This is a genomic window from Sphingomonas panacisoli, from assembly GCF_007859635.1.
Taxonomy (GTDB): Bacteria; Pseudomonadota; Alphaproteobacteria; order Sphingomonadales; family Sphingomonadaceae; genus Sphingomonas; species Sphingomonas panacisoli.
Genome location: NZ_CP042306.1, coordinates 1754973 through 1773513 on the forward strand (window position 1 = coordinate 1754973; position 18541 = coordinate 1773513).

Consider the following 18541-nt stretch of genomic DNA (forward strand, 5'->3'; position numbering starts at 1 on the left):
CGCCGACCGGCGCGACGACATGACGGCAATGAGGGTCTTCTCCGAGCTTCCAGTAGAAGAAGACCCCCACCCCCTTTGTCCCGCGCGCGGGATGCCTAGAAACCGATGCTCACCGTCCCGCCGAACGTTCGCGGATCGCCCGGCTGGCCCACGATCAACCCGGTGCTCCCCGACTGCACGCTCAGCAGTTCGAAATAATGCTGGTCGAACGCGTTGCGGACCCAGGCGAAGACGTTGAGCTTGTCCTTGCGGAACCCGAGCCGGAAGTTGGACAGCGAATAGCCGGAGATATCGGTGTAGAGCGATCGCGACGGGTTGGACGAGAATTTGGTCCGGTAGCTGCCGTCATACCCGATATAGGCTTCGCCGCCCCCGACCGGAATGTTGTACTCGCCGCCGTACGACAGCGACCATTTGGAGATGCCGGGCAGGATCTGACCCGATATGTCGCAGAAGGCGGGGCTCAGGCCGCCGGGTGTCCCCGGCGCGCTCGGTACCTGACTGCCGGTGACGGTCGTGCCCCCGGACAATTCGGGCGGGCACGGCGCATCCTTGAAGTTGGTGTATTTGGCGTCGGTAAAGGCGCCGTTGAAGTAGACGCGGAAACGGTCCGAGGCGCGGAACGACGTGTCCCACTCGACGCCGCGCACCCGGACGGCGGCCGCGTTGGCGAGATAGCCGCGGATCACGCCGAGCTGCCCGTTGGTGACGGTCGCCTGATAGTCTTTGATCTCGGTCCAAAACCCGGCGAGGTTGACCGTCAGACGACGATCGAGGAACTGCGTCTTCAGCCCGACCTCGAAATGATCGACCTTTTCCGGCTTGACCGTCTGTGCGCTCAGGATCGGATTGTTCGCGGCGTCGAGCGGCAGGCCCGACAGGTTGATACCGCCCGATTTGAAGCTGCGCGCGTAGGTCGCATAGGCGTGGACGTCCGGCGTGAAATCGTAGGACAAGGTCACGTCGCCGGAGACATTCCAGTCGCTGAACCGCGGCGCGTAGCTTTGCGGCGCCAGCACCGCACGCTGATCGGCGTTCAGCGTCGTACTGCCAGTGCCGGTGGTCACGACGGCGACGTACGACCCGCTTTTCTTGTCGTAGTTCACGCGCAGGCCCGGCTGGATATGCAGCTTGGGCAGCACTTCCCAATTGAGCTTCCCGAACACGGCGAAGCTGGTGTTGTCGAAGCTGATCGTGTTGGTCGACGTCAGCCCGTTCAGCACCGCGGGATTGTTCGAATTCGGGTTCGACGGCGCGATCAGGAAGCGGCTGGCGGCCGGCCCCTGCACCTGCGACCCGTTGGTGTTGATCGTCTGATTGAAGAAGAACGCGCCGAACGTGTATTGCAGCCGCGACTTGCCGTTCGACGCGATGCGCAGTTCCTGCGACACCTGCTTCTGACGCGACGGGTTTTGCGAGATCGTCGTGATCGGCAGGCCGATGAAGTCGCGGTCGTTGGCCGGTAGCCAGTTCCAGTATCGCCACGCGCTCACCGAGGTGATCGTGGCCGGCCCGACATCCCAATTGGCGACCAGCGACAGCCCGCCCATTTCCTGGCGCGAGTTGATGCTGGCATCGAGGTCGGTCACGCGGTCGAACGGGTTGGTGCTCGGCGGTGCATAACCCAGCGCGGCCGCGAGCGCCGCATATTGGCGGTTGAGCGGTCGCTGCGTCGATCCCGTCCGCGCATAATATTGCACGCAGCATAGCGGGTTCTGCAGGTTGAAATCGGCGAACAGGCGGAAGTCGAGGTTCGGCGTGGCCTTCCACAGCAATTGCCCCCGCGCGCTGAAATTGTCCTGGCGATGGAGGTATTCGTCGCTGGCAACGTTGTAGATCGTCCCCTTGCGGCTGGTCCGCGACACCGACACGCGGACCGCGAGCTTGTCGTCGATGATCGGCGCCGATGCGGTGCCCTTGATCTGCAGGAAGTCGTAATTGCCGCCGCTTACCTCGATCTTGGCCTCGGGCGTGAAGCTCGGTGCCTTGGTCGTGATGTTGACCGCGCCCGCGGTCGTGTTCTTGCCGTAGAGCGTTCCCTGCGGCCCGCGCAGCACTTCGACACGCTCGACATCGACGAAATCGAAGGTCGAGGCGCCGGCGCGCCCCACATAGACGCCGTCGAGATAGAAGCCGACGCCCTGTTCGATCCCGTCGTTGGTCAGCCCGAACGGCGCGCCGAGGCCGCGGATGTTGATCGACGAATTGCGCGGATTACTCGAATAGAATTGCAGCGCGGGCTGGAATTGCTGGAGGCGGTTGACGTTGAACGCGCCGGTATCGGTCAGCGTCTTCTCGTCGAGGACGGCGACCGCGATCGACACATCCTGCAGCCGCTCCTCGCGGCGGCGTGCGGTGACGACGATGTCTTGGCCGGCATCGGGTGCGGCTTGCGGCTCCTCGGCAGGCGCTGGCGGCACCGGCGGGGCCGCGGTCTGTGGATCGGCGGCGGCGAGCAGGAGCGGCAGAGCAACGAGCATCGTCGAATCCCCTTTGATCTTTACGACAACCGTTAAATCCCCACTCGGTTGCTAGGAGAAAAGCCAAGATCGTTTGCAGGCGCGCGCAAGCGGAACTTTACAGTCATTGAAAAGATTGGGTTTTCTCGTCCCGCCGCCCTCTTGATCCGGCGACGGAACGCCCCAGATATGCGGTGGCGCGATGCCCAGCATGGGGTCGCGCGAACGTGCAATCGCTCTTTTGGAGGATTACCAATGCGACAGTTCGACCTCACCCCCTATCGCCGCTCGACGATCGGCTTCGACCGCCTGTTCGACATGCTCGAAGCATCGGCGCGCCAGTCCGGCGACAATTATCCCCCGTTCAACCTCGAGCGCACCGCCGAGGATCACTATCGCATCACGCTCGCGGTCGCCGGCTTTCGCCGCGACGAGGTCGAGATCGTCGCGCAGCAGAACCTGCTGACCGTCAAGGGCAAGAAGGACAAGGACGGCGACCAGTCGGCGTTCCTGCACCTCGGCATTGCGACGCGCAGCTTCGAGCGCCGTTTCGAGTTGGCCGATTTCATCCGTGTCGATGACGCGCGGCTCAACGACGGTCTGCTGACGATCGACCTGATCCGCGAAGTGCCCGAAGCGATGAAGCCCAAGAGCATCGCGATCAAGACCGGCGCCCCGCTGGCCGCGATCGAGACCGACACCGCCGACGAAACCAAGGCGGCGTAACGCTCAGGCGCTTCCCCGCTCCCTTGGAAAGCGCCGAGAGGGCGTCCGGGCCACGCGGTCCGGGCGCCTTTTTCGTGGCTGGCGCGCATTTACACCGTCGGATTTACGCGTACCTTTCGCCCATAAGAAAAAGCCGGTCGCCAGTGCTGCGTGTCATCCACCCCGAACAAGGTGCGCTGGGCATGGCCAACGTGATCCTCAAGTCGGCGCTGGTGTTGATCGGTTGCCTGATCGCGGGCGACATTGCCGGCGTGCTGTTCCTGGTATTCGTCGAGGTGCTCCCGTTCGAGCTGTTCAGCACGCCCCTCACCTATGTCGTGTGGTTCGTGTTCGGCATCTTCGTCGGCTTGTCCGCTTACGGCGTTGCGGGCGAATGGAGTTCTCCCAAGCGGGACGGCGGTGACTGGTTCGCGCTGCCGCAAGCGAAGCAGACCGGCTGGGTGATCGTCGCGACGCAAACCGTCGTGCTGGTTGCCCTGGGTTACGCGTTTCACCGCCTCTATTGGAGCCAAGGCGTCGCGGGCGAATATTACGTACCCGACAGCGCACCGCATAGCATCACTTATGCCGTCGCCGTACTAGGCGCGGTCATCGCCGCGCGATCCATGTTCACGCCGACACCGACTGAAATCTAAGGTCAAAACGACATCGGCGCCGGTTCCTTGTGAAACCGACGCCGATCGATCGCGGTACGTTTGGTTGGTTAGGCGAGCGCTGCCGTCGTGGCAGCGGCACGACGGCGCAGGCTGGCGCCGATCGCGCCGAAGCCCATGATCAGCATCGCCCAGGTCGCCGGCTCCGGCACCTGCGGCGCGGCGTTGACGACGAGCTGGCCGAGCTTGAAGCCGTCGTCGCGGTCGTTGGCCGGCAGCTGCGCGGCCGAAATGAGCCAGACCTGCGAGAAGGACGACGTGTTGAGCATCGCCGTGCGACTGCCCTGGCCGTCCGCCGCGGTCCAGATGCTGGTGTCGTTCGTCGCGCCGTTCAGGTTGATCGCGCCGTTCCACGACGGCTGCGGGCCGATGAGCGCGCCGAGGTTGTAGATGGCCGCGTCGCTGTCGCTGCTGTTGCCGATGCCGTAGACGTTCAGCGTCGCCGAGGTCAGCTGAACCGCGCGGCTGAATTGCAGCATGATGAAATCGGTGTAACCGCCGGCATTGTCGATCTGATGATAGTTGCTGCCGCCATTCAGGTCGCCGAGCCCAGTCACGCCAAACCCACCGCTATACGCGCCGAGGTTGGCCGCGGTGATCTTGTTGGCGTCCTGCCCGCCGGTCGCCTGGTTCGCCTGCCACGCGGTGATCATCACCTTGAGCGTCGCGTCGTTCGTGCCCTGGATGGTGACCGCACCGGCAACGCCAGCGACGTCGGTGCACTTCGCCTGCGTCGCCGTCGCGCTGCCGTTGTTGCAAGCGCCGTTGAAGGTGACGGTGTTGGCGGCGTTGGCCGTAGCCGGAAGAGCGAACGCCAACAGGGCAGCGGCAAGGTACGAAAACTTCATTACAAACCCCCTCATCGCCAACGAGCCCCCCACGGGACGGCGATTCGATACGTCGCTGTTTACGACCTATTCACCGCACCGAATAGGGTAGAGTCGCCAATGGTTTGTGCAACATCGGGACGCGGCCGGTACGGTCAGACCAATCGGCTCTTCTTCACCGCGGCTGCGATGAAGCTGGCGAACAGCGGGTGCGGCTCGAACGGCTTGCTCTTCAGTTCCGGATGGAACTGGACGCCGACGAACCAGGGGTGATCGGGCCGCTCGACGATTTCGGGAAGCATGCCGTCGGGCGACATGCCGCTGAACACCAGCCCGCCCTTCTCCAGCGCATCGCGATACCCGGTATTGACCTCGTAGCGGTGCCGGTGACGCTCCGAAATGTCGGTGCCGCCATAGATGGACGACACGACGCTGTTGCCGTCGAGCTTTGCCTCGTATGCGCCCAGCCGCATCGTACCGCCCAGATCGCCGCCCGCCTCGCGCTTCTGCACGCCTTCGGCGGTCATCCATTCGGTGATGATGCCGACAACCGGCTCTTCGGTCGGGCCGAACTCGGTCGACGATGCCTTGTCGATCCCGGCGAGATTCCGCGCGCCCTCGATGCACGCCATCTGCATGCCAAAGCAGATGCCGAAATAGGGTACGCCGCGTTCGCGCGCGAACTTGACCGAGGCGATCTTGCCCTCCGCCCCGCGCTCGCCGAACGCCCCGGGGACCAGGATCGCATGCAGCGGCTCGAGATGCTGGGCGACGTCGCTATCGGGATGCTCGAACACCTCCGCATCGATCCAGCGGACGTTGACCTTCACGCGATTGGCGATGCCGCCATGCACCAGCGCTTCGTTGAGCGACTTGTATGCGTCCTGCAGCCCGACATATTTGCCGACGACGCCGACCGTCACCTCACCCTCGGGATTGGTCAGGCGATCGGTGATGTCGGTCCAGCGCGACAGATCGGGCTTGGCGCCCGGCTCGATCCCGAACGCGTTGAGGACGGCCTCGTCGAGCCCTTCCTGGTGGTACTGCTCGGGTACGGCGTAGATGCTCTTGGCATCGAGCGCCGGCACGACCGCGTCGGTCGGCACGTTGCAGAACAAGGCGATCTTGGCGCGCTCGCCGGCCGGCAAAGGCTGCTCGCAGCGGCAGACCAGCACGTCGGGCTGAACGCCGAGCGCCGCCAGTTCGCGCACCGAATGCTGGGTCGGCTTGGTCTTCAACTCACCCGCCGCCGCGATGTACGGCACGAGTGTCACATGGATGCTGACCGAATTGCCGCGGCCGAGATCATTCCTGAGTTGGCGGATCGCCTCGATGAACGGCAGCGATTCGATGTCGCCGACCGTCCCGCCGATCTCGCACAGCACGAAGTCGAGATCGTCGGTCTCGGCCAGCGCGAACGCCTTGATGGCGTCGGTAACGTGCGGGATCACCTGCACGGTCGCGCCCAGATAGTCGCCACGGCGCTCGCGCTGGATGATCTGCTGATAGATGCGGCCCGACGTGACGTTGTCCGACTGCCGCGCCGCGACGCCGGTGAAACGCTCGTAATGGCCGAGGTCGAGGTCGGTCTCCGCGCCGTCGTCGGTGACGTAGACCTCGCCGTGCTGATACGGGCTCATCGTGCCCGGATCGACGTTGAGATAGGGATCGAACTTCCGGATGCGGACGCGATAGCCGCGCGCTTGCAGAAGAGCGGCGAGCGATGCCGCCATCAGACCCTTGCCAAGCGAGGAGACCACGCCGCCGGTAATGAAAATAAACCGCGCCATGGGAGAAAACGCCTAGCTTGGAATGGGGACGCACGGCAAGCGCGCAGATCCACCGCGCCGACAAAAAATGCCGGCGCGGCGTACGAAAATCGAACGTTACTTCTTGGGGGCGGTCGTATTGCCCGCGGGAGCCGCGCTGTTGGTGACGCCCGGGAAGCTCAGGTTGGCGTTACCGCCGACGCCCGCCGCCGCATTCGCCGCATCGCCACCGAACGCGCCGCCATTGGGCAGCGGCTGGTTCGGCGCGGCCGGCGCCGCCGGCGCCGCGCGGTTGATCGAGGTATCGACCGTCGTCGCGTGACGCGTCGCTGCCAAGAAGGCGAGCACGATCGACAGGATCACGAACGCCGTCGCCAGGATCGCGGTCGAGCGCGTCAGGAAGTCCGCCGCGCCGCGTGCCGACATCAGGCCCGCCGGGCTGCCGCCGCCGGTCAGTCCGCCGCCCTCCGATCGCTGCATCAGGATGACCGTGACGAGCGCGAGCGCGACCAGGAAGTGAACGACGAGCAGAAAGCTGAACAGCATGGAAGAATGAGCGCCTGAAATTGCGAAAGCGGGCACATAGGCGAGCCGGCCCCCGCGATCAACCTGTCCACGAATAGTGGTTCAAACGGAAGGTTTACGCGACATTTCGTATCAAGACTGAAACCAACCAGCGTTGGCGCACGTTGTTACGGCACCGATCCCGCCCCTTTTTCCCCGAGCAGTCGATGAGTGAGGCCATGAATATCGCCGCTACTTTCACCGCCCCGCCGCTAACGCGGTGGATGAACACCTTGGTCGATTATGTCCGGTCGGGGGAGCCGGACCTGACTAACCGCCAGATGGCCCTGTTGATGGTCGTGTATCTGAGTCCCGGACCGCATACAGTCCGCGGATTGGCGCGCGCGCTCAATGTGTCTAAGCCCGTCGTGACGCGTGCCTTGAACAGGCTGGGCGGCCTCGGCTATCTGCGCCGCCAGCGCGACGATACCGACAAGCGTAACATCTTCATCGCGCGGACGACCGAAGGGGCTGATTTTCTTGAAGAGTTCGGACAATTTGTGGGAGAAAGCGACGCACCCCGCGCCCGTCGCGCCACCGCGTAGGAGCTTCGCACTAACCGGCCATTCGGTCGCGATCGATCCGCGCCACAATGCCGTTCGCCCCGATCTCGCCGATATCCGACTGGCCGAATACGTCTTCGCCCCGCATTATGCCGCACCGATGCCCTGCACGGTGACGCGAACCGCCATCCTGCACGCTGAGTCGTCGTCCGATTCCGAGACGCTGGCCGAATTGCAGCCCGGCGAGATATTCGAATGCCTCGAAGTGCTGCGCGAAGTGGCCTGGGGTGTTTCGCCCGACCGGCGGCTGGCCGGCTATGTCGACCGGGACGCGCTGGACCAGATCAAGTGACCATCGGCGTTTTCATCGATGGCGGCCATGGCACGACCGGGCTGGAGATCGCCGACCGGCTCGACGGACGCGATGATATCGCGCTGATTGTGCTCGACGATGCTCACCGCAAGGATGACGCGGCGCGGCGCGCGGCGCTGAACGACGCCGATTTCGTCATCCTGTGCTTGCCCGACGATGCGTCGCGGGACGCGGTGGGCATGATCTCGTCTGCGAAGACGCGCGTGATCGATGCGTCGAGCGCGCACCGCGTTGCCGACGGCTGGACCTATGGCTTTGCCGAACTCGAAGCGGACCAACAGGCGGTAATCGCCGCAGCACCGCGCGTTACCAACCCCGGCTGCTATCCGACCGGTTTCCTCGCGCTGGTCCGGCCGCTGGTACGCGCTGGGCTCATCCCGACGAGCTGGCCGCTCAGCGTGAACGCGCTGTCGGGCTATTCGGGCGGCGGCAAGGCGATGATCGCCGAGTTCGAGGGCGGCGAGTCCCCCACTCGCGCTCGCGCGTACGGCCTCGATCTCGCGCACAAGCATATCGCCGAGATGCGCCGGCATGCCGGGATCGATCATCTACCGATCTTCCAGCCGGGCGTCGCCGACACCTATCGCGGGATGATCGTGGAGGTACCGTTGCCGCTCCACGCGCTGCCCGGAAAGCCGACGCTCGCGCAGGTCGAAGCTGTTCTTACGGACGCCTATAAAGGCTCGCCGCTCGTCCGCATCGCGTCCGGCGATGTGAAATTCGTCCGGATCGAGGACGATGCGGGAACCGATCGCCTTACCTTGCGCGTTTGCGGCAACGATGCGACCGGCCAGGCCCGGCTGATCGCGACGCTCGACAATCTCGGCAAGGGTGCGGCGGGCGCGGCGGTACAGAATCTCAACATCATGGCCGGGTTCGATGCGACCGTCGGCCTGACGCTCTAAGGAAAGGTCCAGAATGCCCGGAACGCGCCAGCCGCTCGACAAATTGCTGCTGTTCGGCGCGACCGGCGATCTGGCGCAGCGCATGCTGCTGCCGTCGCTCTACGGGCTCGACGAGGACGGGCTGCTTCCCGCCGACATGACGATCACCGGCGCGGCGCGCAGCGAGATGAGCGACGACGCCTTCCGCAAGTTCGCGAAGGAGGCGCTCGACAAGTTCCTGCCCGCGGATCGCAAGGAAAAGGATAAGATCGCGTCCTTCCTGAAGCGGCTGAACTACCAGACGCTCGACGTCACGAAGATGGACCACTTCACGCGGATTTCCGACGAGCTCGGCGATACGTCGAAGGGTATGGCGATCTTCCTCTCGACCGCGCCAAGCCTGTTCGAACCGACCATCAAGGGCCTCGACAAGGCCGGGTTCACGCACGGCAATGTTCGGATCGGGCTCGAGAAACCGCTGGGCTACGATCTGGCCTCCAGCCGCGAGATCAACGACGCCGTCGCCTCGGTCTTTCCCGAAGACCGGATCTATCGGTTCGACCATTATCTGGGCAAGGAGACGGTCCAGAACATCCTGGCGCTGCGCTTCGGCAATTCGTTCTTCGAGCCGGTGTGGAACGCGCAAGGGATCGACAACGTCCAGATCACGATCGCCGAAACGGTCGGTTTGGAGGAGCGCGCCGGTTACTATGACGGTGCGGGCGCTTTGCGCGACATGGTCACCAACCATATGCTGCAATTGCTCGCGCTGATCGCGATGGAGCCGCCCGCGCGCTACGACAAGGACGCGATCCGCGACGAAAAGGCCAAGGTTTTCCGTTGCCTGCGCCAGATCGCGCCCGAGGACGTGCCGCACAACACCGTCACCGGCCAATACGGACCCGGCGCCGTTGATGGGCAGATCGTCAAGGGCTATCTCGACGAACTCGGCAAGCCGTCGGTTACCGAGACGTTCGTCGCAATCAAGGCGAATATCGACAATTGGCGCTGGCAGGGCGTGCCCTTCTATCTGCGCACCGGCAAGCGCATGGCCGTCCGCCGCAGCGAAATTGCTATCCAGTTCAAACCGGTCCCGCATTCGATGTTCGCGGGCCGCGGCGGACTGCTTCAGCCGAACGTGCTGACCATCCGACTGCAGCCCGAAGAATATATCCAGATGCTGATCATGGCGAAGGAGCCAGGCCTGGACCGCGACGGCGTGCACCTGCGCGAAGTACCGCTCAACCTCAGCCTCGACGCCGAATTCGCCGGTACGCGCCGCCGCATTGCTTACGAGCGCTTGCTGCTCGACTTGATCGAGGGCGACCAGACGCTGTTCGTGCGCCGCGATGAGGTCGAGGCACAATGGGCCTGGACCGACGCGATCCGCGCCGGCTGGGCCGCGAACGATATGAAGCCCAAGTCCTATGCGTCGGGCAGCTGGGGTCCCTCCACCTCGATCGCGCTGACCGAGCGCGACGGCGTGACCTGGCAAGACGACTAGCCAAATCCCGTCATCCCCGCGAAAGCGGGGATCTCGAGCGATGGCGCGGTAGAGGCGTGAGATCCCAGCGTTCGCTGGGATGACGATAGGAAGTTAGCATGGCCGTGAACGAAGAAATCGAATGGTGGGACTATGAGGATGCCGAGGAGATGGCCGAGGCCGTCGCCGGCGACATCCAGTTCATCATCGAAAGCGCGATCGACGCGCGCGGGGCCGCGGTCGTCGCGCTCGCCGGGGGCAAGACCCCCCTGCCCATCTACGCGATCCTGAGCGAGGCCAAGCTCGACTGGAAGCGCGTGACGATCATCCCGGGCGACGAGCGCATCGTGCCGCTGGGCGACCCGCTTTCGAATGTGACGGCGCTGGCCAAGACGTTCCTGCCCAAGGGCGCGCGCGTGATGCCGATCGTCCCGACCGCGACCGCGGATTACAAGGCGGCCGGGCGTTCGGCGGATGCGCTGATGCAGGATCTGCACTGGCCGCTCGACCTGTGCCTGCTCGGCGTCGGTGGCGACGGACATACCGCCTCGATCTTTCCCGGCCCCGATTTCGATGAGGCGCTGAACGGCCCCAAGGAGCGCCGCGCGCTGGGTGTCATGCCCGATCCGCTGCCCCCCGAAGCGCCGGTGGCGCGCGTCACGCTCAGTCGCGCCGCAATCGTTTCGTCGGCGTCGGTGATGATCGCGGTGACCGGCGCTGCGAAGAAGAAGGTCATCGAGGACGCGATCAGCCAGGGGGCGGGATCGACTTACCCGATCGGGCGCGTGCTGGCCGATACCGAGCTGCCGGTCGATATCCACTGGGCGCCCTGATCGCGTCGCATACGTATTAAGTCGTCACCCCGGCCTTGTGCCGGGGTCCGCCGTGCCGCAAAGCGGCCGGAAATGAGGGAAAGACGATGAACCCCGCCGTTTCCGCCGTCACCGACCGCATCATCGAACGCTCGCGCGAGCGCCGCTCCGCGTACCTCGACCTGATCGCACGCGAACGCGATGCCGGGCTCAAGCGCCCGATGCTTGGCTGCGCCAACTTGGCGCACGGCTATGCCGGGACCGAGGAGGACCGCGACGCCATGAAGGCCGATCGCGGCATGAATATCGGCATCGTCACCTCGTACAACGACATGCTGTCGGCGCACGCGGTCTATTACCGCTACCCCGAACAGATGAAGGTCTGGGCCCGCGAGGCCGGCGCGACGGCACAAGTCGCGGGCGGCGTGCCCGCGATGTGCGACGGCGTGACGCAGGGCTATCCGGGCATGGAACTGTCGCTGTTCAGCCGCGACACGATCGCGCTGAGCACGGCGATCGCGCTGAGCCACGGCATGTTCGAGGGCGCGGCGTTGCTTGGCATTTGCGACAAGATCGTACCCGGATTGCTCATGGGAGCGCTCCGTTTCGGTCATTTACCGATGATTCTCGTTCCGGGCGGCCCGATGCGCACCGGCCTTGCCAACAAGGCCAAGGCCGCGGTGCGCGAAGCGTTCGCCGAAGGAAAAGTCGGCCGAGATGAACTACTTGATGCCGAAATCGGTGCCTATCACTCCAAGGGCACGTGCACCTTCTACGGCACCGCCAACACCAACCAAATGATGATGGAAGTGATGGGTCTCCACATCCCCGGCGCGGCGTTCGCAAATCCTGGGACGAAGCTGCGCCAGGAACTGACGCGCGCCGCGACGCATCGGCTGGCAGCGATTGGGTGGGAAGGCGACGATTACCGACCGCTCGGGCGGTGCGTGGACGAGAAGGCGATCGTCAACGCCGCGGTCGGCCTGCTCGCGACGGGCGGATCGACCAACCACCTGATCCACCTCCCGGCCATCGCCCGCGCGGCGGGGATCACGATCGACTGGGAGGATTTCGACGCACTCAGCCGCGCGGTGCCGCTTGTCGCGCGCGTCTATCCCAACGGATCGGCCGATGTGAACGGCTTCGAGGATGCCGGCGGCATGCCATTCGTGATCCGCGAACTGCTCGGCGCGGGGTTGCTGCACGGCGATATTATGACCGTCGCTGGCGAATTCGCGGACTATGGCAAGCGGCCGGTGGTCGAGGGAGATGGCCTGCGCTGGGAGGACCCCGGCGCGAGCGGCGACGAGACCATCCTGCGCCCCGCATCCGACCCCTTCTCGCCCGAAGGCGGTTTCCGCATCCTCGCCGGCAATCTCGGCCGCGCGTGCATCAAGGTGTCGGCGGTCGATCCCGAACGCTGGGTGATCGAAGCGCCCGCGCGGGTGTTCGACGACCAGGCCGACGTCCAGGCCGCGTTCAAGGCGGGCGACCTCGACCGCGACGTCGTGGTCGTGGTGCGCTTCCAGGGCCCCCGTGCCAACGGCATGCCCGAACTCCACAAGCTGACTCCCCCACTCGGCGTGCTGCAGAACAAGGGGTTCAAGGTCGCCTTAGTGACCGACGGCCGGATGTCCGGTGCGTCGGGAAAGGTGCCGGCGGCTATCCATTGCTCGCCCGAAGTGTTGGGCGGTGGACCGCTAGGCAAGGTCCGCGACGGCGATGTTGTCCGGCTAGATGCGGTTGCCGGCACGCTCGAAGCGCTGGTCGATGCCGCCGAATGGGAAGCTCGGGAACTGGCCCAAGCTCCGCCGCCGGCAGAAGGCATGGGCCGCGAACTGTTCGGCCTGTTCCGCGGCGCGGCGGACGAAGCGGAACTGGGCGCATCGGCAATCTTTGCGGGAGCAAGTATGTAATGGAAGTCGTCGCGGTCGATATCGGGGGTACGCATGCCCGCTTCGCCATCGCCGACGTAGCGAACGGCAAGGTCGTGTCGCTGGGCGAGGAAATCACCCAGAAGACCGCAGAGCACGCGTCGCTTCAGACCGCATGGCAGGATTTCGGCGAGCGGATCGGGCGGCCTTTGCCCAAGGCAGCGGCCATCGCGGTCGCCTCCCCGGTTGGTGGCGACGTCATCAAGCTGACCAACAATCCGTGGATCATCCGCCCCGCCCTTATCCCCGAACGGCTCGGCGCCGACACCTACGTCATCGTCAATGATTTCGGCGCAATCGCGCATGCCGTGGCACAATTGCCCGACGAGGATTTCCTCCACATTTGCGGCCCCGACAAACCGCTGACCCGCGCCGGCGTCACGTCGATCTGCGGTCCCGGAACCGGGCTCGGCGTTGCGGGCGTGCTTCACGCGAGCGACGGCTATCACGTGCTGCCGACCGAGGGCGGCCATGTCGATTTCGCCCCGCTCGACGCGTTCGAGGATGCGATGCTCACGCGCTTGCGCAAGACCTTTACCCGCGTGTCCGCCGAACGTGTTTGCGCGGGGCCGGCGATCGTCGCGATTTACGAGACGCTGGCGGAGATCGAGAACAAGCCCGTCCGCCATCTCGACGACAAGGCGATCTGGGGAATGGCATTCGAAGGGTCGGACAGCCTCGCGATCGCTGCGCTCGACCGCTTCGTGCTTGCGCTTGGCGCTTTCGCCGGCGACCTAGCGCTGAGCCAAGGCGCGAAGGACGTCGTGATCGCCGGTGGGCTCGGTCTCAAGCTGAAAGATCATTTCGCCCGTTCGGGCTTCGCCGAACGCTTCACCGCCAAGGGGCGCTTCCAGCAGATGATGGCCGGCATCCCGGTCAAGCTCATCACCCATCCCCAGCCCGGCCTCTACGGTGCCGCGGCCGCCTTCGCGCAGGAACACGCTCAATGAACGATATCGCTTCCATCATGCGCGCCGCGCCGGTCATCCCGGTAATCGTGATCGAGGATCTGGCGACCGCAAGGCCGCTCGCCGAGGCGCTGGTCGCCGGCGGCCTGCCCGCGCTCGAAGTGACGATGCGCACGCCGGTCGCGCTGGACGCGATCCGCGCGATGAAGCAAGTCCCCGGCGCGATCGTCGGCGCGGGTACGGTGGTGAACACCGAGCAGTTCGAGCAAGTGATGGATGCCGGGGTCGAGTTCATCGTCTCGCCCGGTCTGACCGAGCGCCTCGCCGAACCGATCATCGCGAGCGGCGTGCCGTATTTGCCCGGCATCGCCAATTCGGCCGACATCATGCGCGGGCTCGATCTCGGCCTGACCCATTTCAAGTTCTTTCCCGCCGAAGCGAATGGCGGATTGAAGGCACTCAAAAGCCTCGCCGCCCCGTTCTATCAGTGCAAGTTCTGCCCGACCGGCGGCGTTAGCGAAGCGAACGCGCCCGAATGGCTCGCCTTCGATCCGGTGCTGTGCGTCGGGGGAAGCTGGGTCTGCAGCGGCACGCCCGCCGAGGTGGAGGCGAAAGCGCGCGCCGCTGCCGCGCTGGGCCGCTAACTACATCTCGCCGCGCGCGCGGCGGATGGCATACCATTTCTGCACGTTTGCGTTGTGCTGTTCCAGCGTGTCGGCGAACACGCTGGCGCCGGTGCCGTCCGCCACGAAATAGAGTGCATTGGAGTCCGCCGGATCGAGCACAGCGTCGATCGACGCCCGACCCGGATTGGCGATCGCGGTCTTGGGCAACCCGGTCATCGTGTAGGTGTTGTAATCGTTCTTCGCGTTCTTTTCGGACAACAGGATGCGACGACCGAGCGCCTTCCCGTAGGTGATGGGATAGATGATCGTCGGATCGGCCTGGAGCATCATCCCGCGCTTCAGGCGGTTCGAATAGACCGCCGCGACCATCCGCCGCTCGCTCGCCACAGCGGTTTCCTTTTCGACGATAGAGGCGAGGACGATCGCTTCCTGCGGCGTATGGACGATCAGTCCCGGCTTGCGCTTGGCCCAGGCCTTGGCGAGATAATCGGTCATCGCCTTCTGCATGTGCGCCACGACCGACGCCCGCGTATCACCACGCTGATAGCTGTAGCTGTCGGGAAGCAGCGACCCTTCCGCCGGCCGCGGGATCTCGCCGCTCAGCTCGGGCGCCGCCATGATGCGTTCCTGCGCCATGATCGACGGCATGCCTTCGGGGATCGTCACGAAGCGCTGAAGGGTCTTGCCGCCTTGCAGAACCTTGAGGATATCGGCTTGGCTGAGGTGCGCCGGAATGCCGAACTCGCCCGCCTTGATCCCTTCACCGCCGCCCAGAACCTTGGCGAACAGCACGAAACGGTTCGCCGAACGGATCGCGCCCGCGGCCTCGAGCTGCTTGGCCGCCTCGCTCAGGCCGGTGCCGGGCTTGATCGTCACGCTCAGGTTCTTGGGCGCGGGACCTGCTCCGCCCCAATCGTGGATCGCCCATGCAGCGAAGGCGATCAGGACGAGGATCGTCAGACAACCAAGCCGGCGCATCGTCGAACCCTCAGATCGCCTTCATGACCAGGCTGGCGTTGGTGCCGCCGAAGCCGAAGCTGTTGTTGAGCACCGCCTTCACCTCGCGCTTCTTCGCGACGAGAGGGACGAGATCGACGCCTTCGGCGCCTTCCGACGGATTTTCCAAGTTAAGCGTGGGCGGCACGATCTGGTCGCGGATCGCGAGGATGCAGAAGATCGCCTCGACCGCGCCGGCGCCGCCGAGCAGATGCCCGATCGCCGATTTGGTCGAGCTCATCGATACGCCCGAAATCGCATCGCCGAACAGCCGCTTCACCGCGCCGAGTTCGATCAGGTCGGCCATCGTCGAGGTGCCGTGCGCGTTGATGTAATCAATGTCCGACGGCTGCATCCCAGCCCGCTTTAGCGCCATTTCCATCGACCGATACGCGCCCGACCCTTCCGGCTCCGGTGCGGTCACGTGATAGGCGTCGCCCGACAGACCGTAACCGACGACTTCGCAATAGATCTTCGCGCCGCGTGCCTTGGCATGCTCGTACTCCTCGAGCACCACCACGCCCGCGCCCTCTCCCATCACGAAGCCTTCGCGATCCCTGTCGTAGGGGCGGCTCGCTTGTTCGGGACGATCGTTGAAGCTGGTGTTGAGCGCGCGCGCCGCGGCGAAGCCGGCGATGCCGATCGGGCAGACCGTCGCTTCGGCGCCGCCCGCCAGCATGACGTCGGCATCGTCCATCGCGATCATCCGCGCGGCGTCGCCGATCGAGTGCGCGCCGGTCGAACAGGCGGTGACGACCGCGTGATTGGGACCCATCAGCCCATATTTGATCTGCACCTGGCCCGTGATCAGGTTGATCAGGCGACCATGAACGAAGTGCGGGCTGACGCGACGCGGACCCTTTTCGGCAAGCACCAGCGACTCGCTCTCGATGCCCGGCAAGCCACCGATCCCCGATCCGATCGAACACCCGGCACGATAGCGTTCGGCTTCCGACATCTCGGTCAGGCCGGCATCTTCGAGCGCCTGTCCCGCGGCATCGATGCCGTAGATGATGAAGTCGTCGACCTGGCGCTGGACCTTATGGTCGACGCGCTTGCCTGGATCGAAGCCATATTCGTGATCGGCCGGCTTCACCTCGCACGCGATCGTGCAGGGATAGTCGCTCGCGTCGAAATGCGTGATCTGCCCGGCGCCCGATTTGCCGGCGAGGATGTTCTTCCACGTCGTTTCGACGTCGGCGCCCAGGGGGGTCACCAGGCCCAGCCCGGTTACGACTACGCGGCGCATGCCAATCTCCAGATCGTTGTCTTCAAAAGCGAAACGGCCCCCCCGCCCTGGGTTACCCGGGACGGGGAGCCGCTCGTTACTCTATTCCGCGGCGGTCAGCCACGGAGCGGGCTCAGCCCTGGTTCGCGTCGATATAGGTGATCGCGTCGTTGACGGTCGTGATCTTCTCCGCGGCGTCGTCCGGAATTTCGACCCCGAACTCTTCCTCGAACGCCATCACCAGCTCGACGATGTCGAGGCTGTCGGCACCGAGATCGTCGATGAAGCTCGCTTCGGGCGTGACCGATGCGGCTTCGACGCCCAGATGCTCGACCACGATCTTCTTCACCCGGTCGGCAGTATCGCTCATTCGTCGCTTCCCTCTATTGGTCGGGGTCACAGCCCCGGGGTTTCCTGAACGCACGTAGAACGCGGTTAGTGCCCGCGCAAGGGGGTGACGTCAGGCGGCTGCGAAGTCCGCCGGATAGAATTCGATGGCGGCCAACGCGGCGAAATAGAGCAGGACGTGGCGGCGCTGCTTCGCGTTCGCGCCCGCAGCGGTAACGGCACCGACCGCGCCGGGCGACGCCTTGGCGACCAAGCTCTTGCGATCGCCGGCCGGCAAGGCGGCGTAGCTGGCCGCGAGTTTGGCCGCGTCGAGCCCGTCGCTCTTGATCGCCGACTCGGCGCCGAGCTTGGTTGCGCGGCCCTGTGTGTACGACACGGCAGCCTGCACGGCGTCGGGCGACCAGTTGTTCGCGGTGCGGCAATTGTCGCGTGCGGCGATCAACGCTTCGCGATCGGCGTCGAGTGCAGTCGCTGCGTCGCCGCCCTTATCGGCAGCAGCGACCACATTGTTGCCGATCCGCTGCATGGCGTCCGGACCGAGCTTGGCCTCGATGCAGCCGATATCCCCGCTCGCCGCCCAGGCGGAGCCGGGGGCGAACAGCGCGGCGGCGAGCAACAGCGCCCTCACAGCATCGCCATCCCGCCGTTGACGTGGAGCGTCTGTCCGGTGACGTAGCCGGCTTCCTTCGACGCGAGATACACGACCGCCGCGCCGATATCCTCGCCCGTGCCGAGGTCGCCCGCGGGAATGCGGGTCAGCAGCGCCGTCTTCTGCGCTTCCGGCAACACATCGGTCATCGCCGACCGAATGAAACCCGGCGCGACGCAGTTCACCGTGATGTTACGGCTCGCGAGTTCCTGCGCCAACGCCTTCGACATGCCGACCAAGCCCGCCTTCGACGCGGCGTAATTGGCCTGGCCGGGATTGCCGGTCGCGCCGACCACGCTGGTGATCGAGATGACGCGGCCGTAACGCGCCTTCATCATCGGCTTGGCGGCGGCACGGATCAGGCGGAACGCGGCTTCCAGGTTGACGCGGATGACCGTGTCCCATTCCTCGTCCTTCATCCGCATGGCGAGATTGTCGCGCGTGACGCCGGCATTGTTGACCAGGATGTCGAGCTTGCCGCCCAGCGCTTCGACCGCCGACGGCACCAGCGCATCGACCGCAGCGCCATCCGACAGATTGCACGCCAGCGCGACGTGATCGCCGCCGAGCGATGCGCGAAAACCTTCCAGCTTCTCGGCATTGGATCCAGATACCGCAAGCCGCGCGCCCTGCTCCGCCAGCGCCTGCGCGATCGCCGATCCGATCCCTCCGGAAGCGCCGGTTACCAGCGCGGTCATACCTGTCAGATCGAACATTATTGGCTCCAACTTGGTGGCAACTCGTGTTGCGCGATTTCTGCCCGTTTATGATCAACGCCCATATTCGACGGGAATGGACA

At 65.0% G+C, this 18541-nt stretch carries 19 protein-coding genes; 10 read left to right on the forward strand and 9 right to left on the reverse strand.

Annotation, left to right across the window (positions count from 1 at the left end):
* Positions 1-95: 95 nt before the first annotated feature.
* Positions 96-2480, reverse strand: a complete 2385-nt coding sequence (locus FPZ24_RS08965) for a TonB-dependent receptor (protein WP_146571235.1) — start codon at positions 2478-2480, stop codon at positions 96-98.
* A gap of 234 nt (positions 2481-2714) precedes the next feature.
* On the opposite strand from FPZ24_RS08965, the gene FPZ24_RS08970 reads away from it, so the two are divergent.
* Positions 2715-3185 carry an Hsp20 family protein gene (locus FPZ24_RS08970; protein ID WP_146571237.1) on the forward strand — a complete coding sequence of 157 codons (471 nt, stop codon included), beginning with the start codon at positions 2715-2717 and terminating at the stop codon, positions 3183-3185.
* Positions 3186-3328: 143 nt separating this feature from the next.
* Positions 3329-3820, forward strand: coding sequence for a hypothetical protein (locus tag FPZ24_RS08975; protein ID WP_146571239.1), 492 nt, complete (start codon positions 3329-3331; stop codon positions 3818-3820).
* A 68-nt stretch (positions 3821-3888) separates the two neighbouring features.
* Here the strand turns inward: FPZ24_RS08975 and FPZ24_RS17570 are convergent, their stop codons facing one another.
* The 3 genes from FPZ24_RS17570 to secG form a co-directional block, all read right to left on the reverse strand.
* A complete protein-coding gene (locus FPZ24_RS17570) occupies positions 3889-4686 on the reverse strand; it encodes a PEPxxWA-CTERM sorting domain-containing protein (protein ID WP_240047393.1) in 798 nt (265 codons plus the stop codon).
* A 134-nt stretch (positions 4687-4820) separates the two neighbouring features.
* Complete coding sequence (locus FPZ24_RS08985; RefSeq protein WP_146571241.1) at positions 4821-6455, reverse strand: CTP synthase; 1635 nt, start codon at positions 6453-6455, stop codon at positions 4821-4823.
* Positions 6456-6551: 96 nt separating this feature from the next.
* On the reverse strand, positions 6552-6977 hold the full coding sequence (secG, locus tag FPZ24_RS08990; protein WP_146574322.1) for a preprotein translocase subunit SecG: 426 nt from the start codon (positions 6975-6977) through the stop codon (positions 6552-6554).
* Positions 6978-7222: 245 nt separating this feature from the next.
* Here secG and FPZ24_RS08995 point away from each other — a divergent pair, with 245 nt between their 5' ends.
* The 8 genes from FPZ24_RS08995 (at position 7223) to eda (ending at position 14539) form a co-directional block, all read left to right on the forward strand.
* Complete coding sequence (locus FPZ24_RS08995; RefSeq protein WP_146571243.1) at positions 7223-7543, forward strand: MarR family transcriptional regulator; 321 nt, start codon at positions 7223-7225, stop codon at positions 7541-7543.
* On the forward strand, positions 7479-7853 hold the full coding sequence (locus FPZ24_RS17160; RefSeq protein WP_240047395.1) for an SH3 domain-containing protein: 375 nt from the start codon (positions 7479-7481) through the stop codon (positions 7851-7853). The genes FPZ24_RS08995 and FPZ24_RS17160 overlap by 65 nt, the downstream gene beginning before the upstream one ends.
* Positions 7850-8779, forward strand: a complete 930-nt coding sequence (gene argC / locus FPZ24_RS09005; protein WP_146571247.1) for an N-acetyl-gamma-glutamyl-phosphate reductase — start codon at positions 7850-7852, stop codon at positions 8777-8779. The genes FPZ24_RS17160 and argC overlap by 4 nt, the downstream gene beginning before the upstream one ends.
* A gap of 13 nt (positions 8780-8792) precedes the next feature.
* Positions 8793-10262 (forward strand): glucose-6-phosphate dehydrogenase, encoded by a 1470-nt coding sequence (zwf, locus tag FPZ24_RS09010; RefSeq protein WP_146571249.1) that lies wholly within the window; start codon positions 8793-8795, stop codon positions 10260-10262.
* A 98-nt stretch (positions 10263-10360) separates the two neighbouring features.
* On the forward strand, positions 10361-11074 hold the full coding sequence (gene pgl / locus FPZ24_RS09015; protein WP_146571251.1) for a 6-phosphogluconolactonase: 714 nt from the start codon (positions 10361-10363) through the stop codon (positions 11072-11074).
* A gap of 86 nt (positions 11075-11160) precedes the next feature.
* Complete coding sequence (edd, locus tag FPZ24_RS09020; protein WP_146571254.1) at positions 11161-12969, forward strand: phosphogluconate dehydratase; 1809 nt, start codon at positions 11161-11163, stop codon at positions 12967-12969.
* Positions 12969-13937 carry a glucokinase gene (glk, locus tag FPZ24_RS09025; RefSeq protein ID WP_146571256.1) on the forward strand — a complete coding sequence of 323 codons (969 nt, stop codon included), beginning with the start codon at positions 12969-12971 and terminating at the stop codon, positions 13935-13937. The genes edd and glk overlap by 1 nt, the downstream gene beginning before the upstream one ends.
* Positions 13934-14539, forward strand: a complete 606-nt coding sequence (gene eda, locus FPZ24_RS09030; RefSeq protein ID WP_146571258.1) for a bifunctional 4-hydroxy-2-oxoglutarate aldolase/2-dehydro-3-deoxy-phosphogluconate aldolase — start codon at positions 13934-13936, stop codon at positions 14537-14539. The genes glk and eda overlap by 4 nt, the downstream gene beginning before the upstream one ends.
* Here eda and mltG read toward each other — a convergent pair whose 3' ends face one another.
* From mltG to fabG, 5 genes are all read right to left on the reverse strand, one after another.
* A complete protein-coding gene (gene mltG, locus FPZ24_RS09035; protein WP_146571260.1) occupies positions 14540-15499 on the reverse strand; it encodes an endolytic transglycosylase MltG in 960 nt (319 codons plus the stop codon). It abuts the gene before it with no gap.
* A gap of 10 nt (positions 15500-15509) precedes the next feature.
* On the reverse strand, positions 15510-16766 hold the full coding sequence (gene fabF, locus FPZ24_RS09040; RefSeq protein WP_146571262.1) for a beta-ketoacyl-ACP synthase II: 1257 nt from the start codon (positions 16764-16766) through the stop codon (positions 15510-15512).
* 112 nt (positions 16767-16878) lie between these two features.
* Positions 16879-17115 carry an acyl carrier protein gene (locus FPZ24_RS09045; protein ID WP_146571264.1) on the reverse strand — a complete coding sequence of 79 codons (237 nt, stop codon included), beginning with the start codon at positions 17113-17115 and terminating at the stop codon, positions 16879-16881.
* Between the two features lie 90 nt (positions 17116-17205).
* Positions 17206-17721 carry a hypothetical protein gene (locus FPZ24_RS09050; protein WP_146571266.1) on the reverse strand — a complete coding sequence of 172 codons (516 nt, stop codon included), beginning with the start codon at positions 17719-17721 and terminating at the stop codon, positions 17206-17208.
* Positions 17718-18458 carry a 3-oxoacyl-[acyl-carrier-protein] reductase gene (fabG, locus tag FPZ24_RS09055; RefSeq protein ID WP_146571268.1) on the reverse strand — a complete coding sequence of 247 codons (741 nt, stop codon included), beginning with the start codon at positions 18456-18458 and terminating at the stop codon, positions 17718-17720. Before fabG ends, FPZ24_RS09050 begins: the two co-directional genes overlap by 4 nt.
* Between the last annotated feature and the right edge of the window lie 83 nt (positions 18459-18541).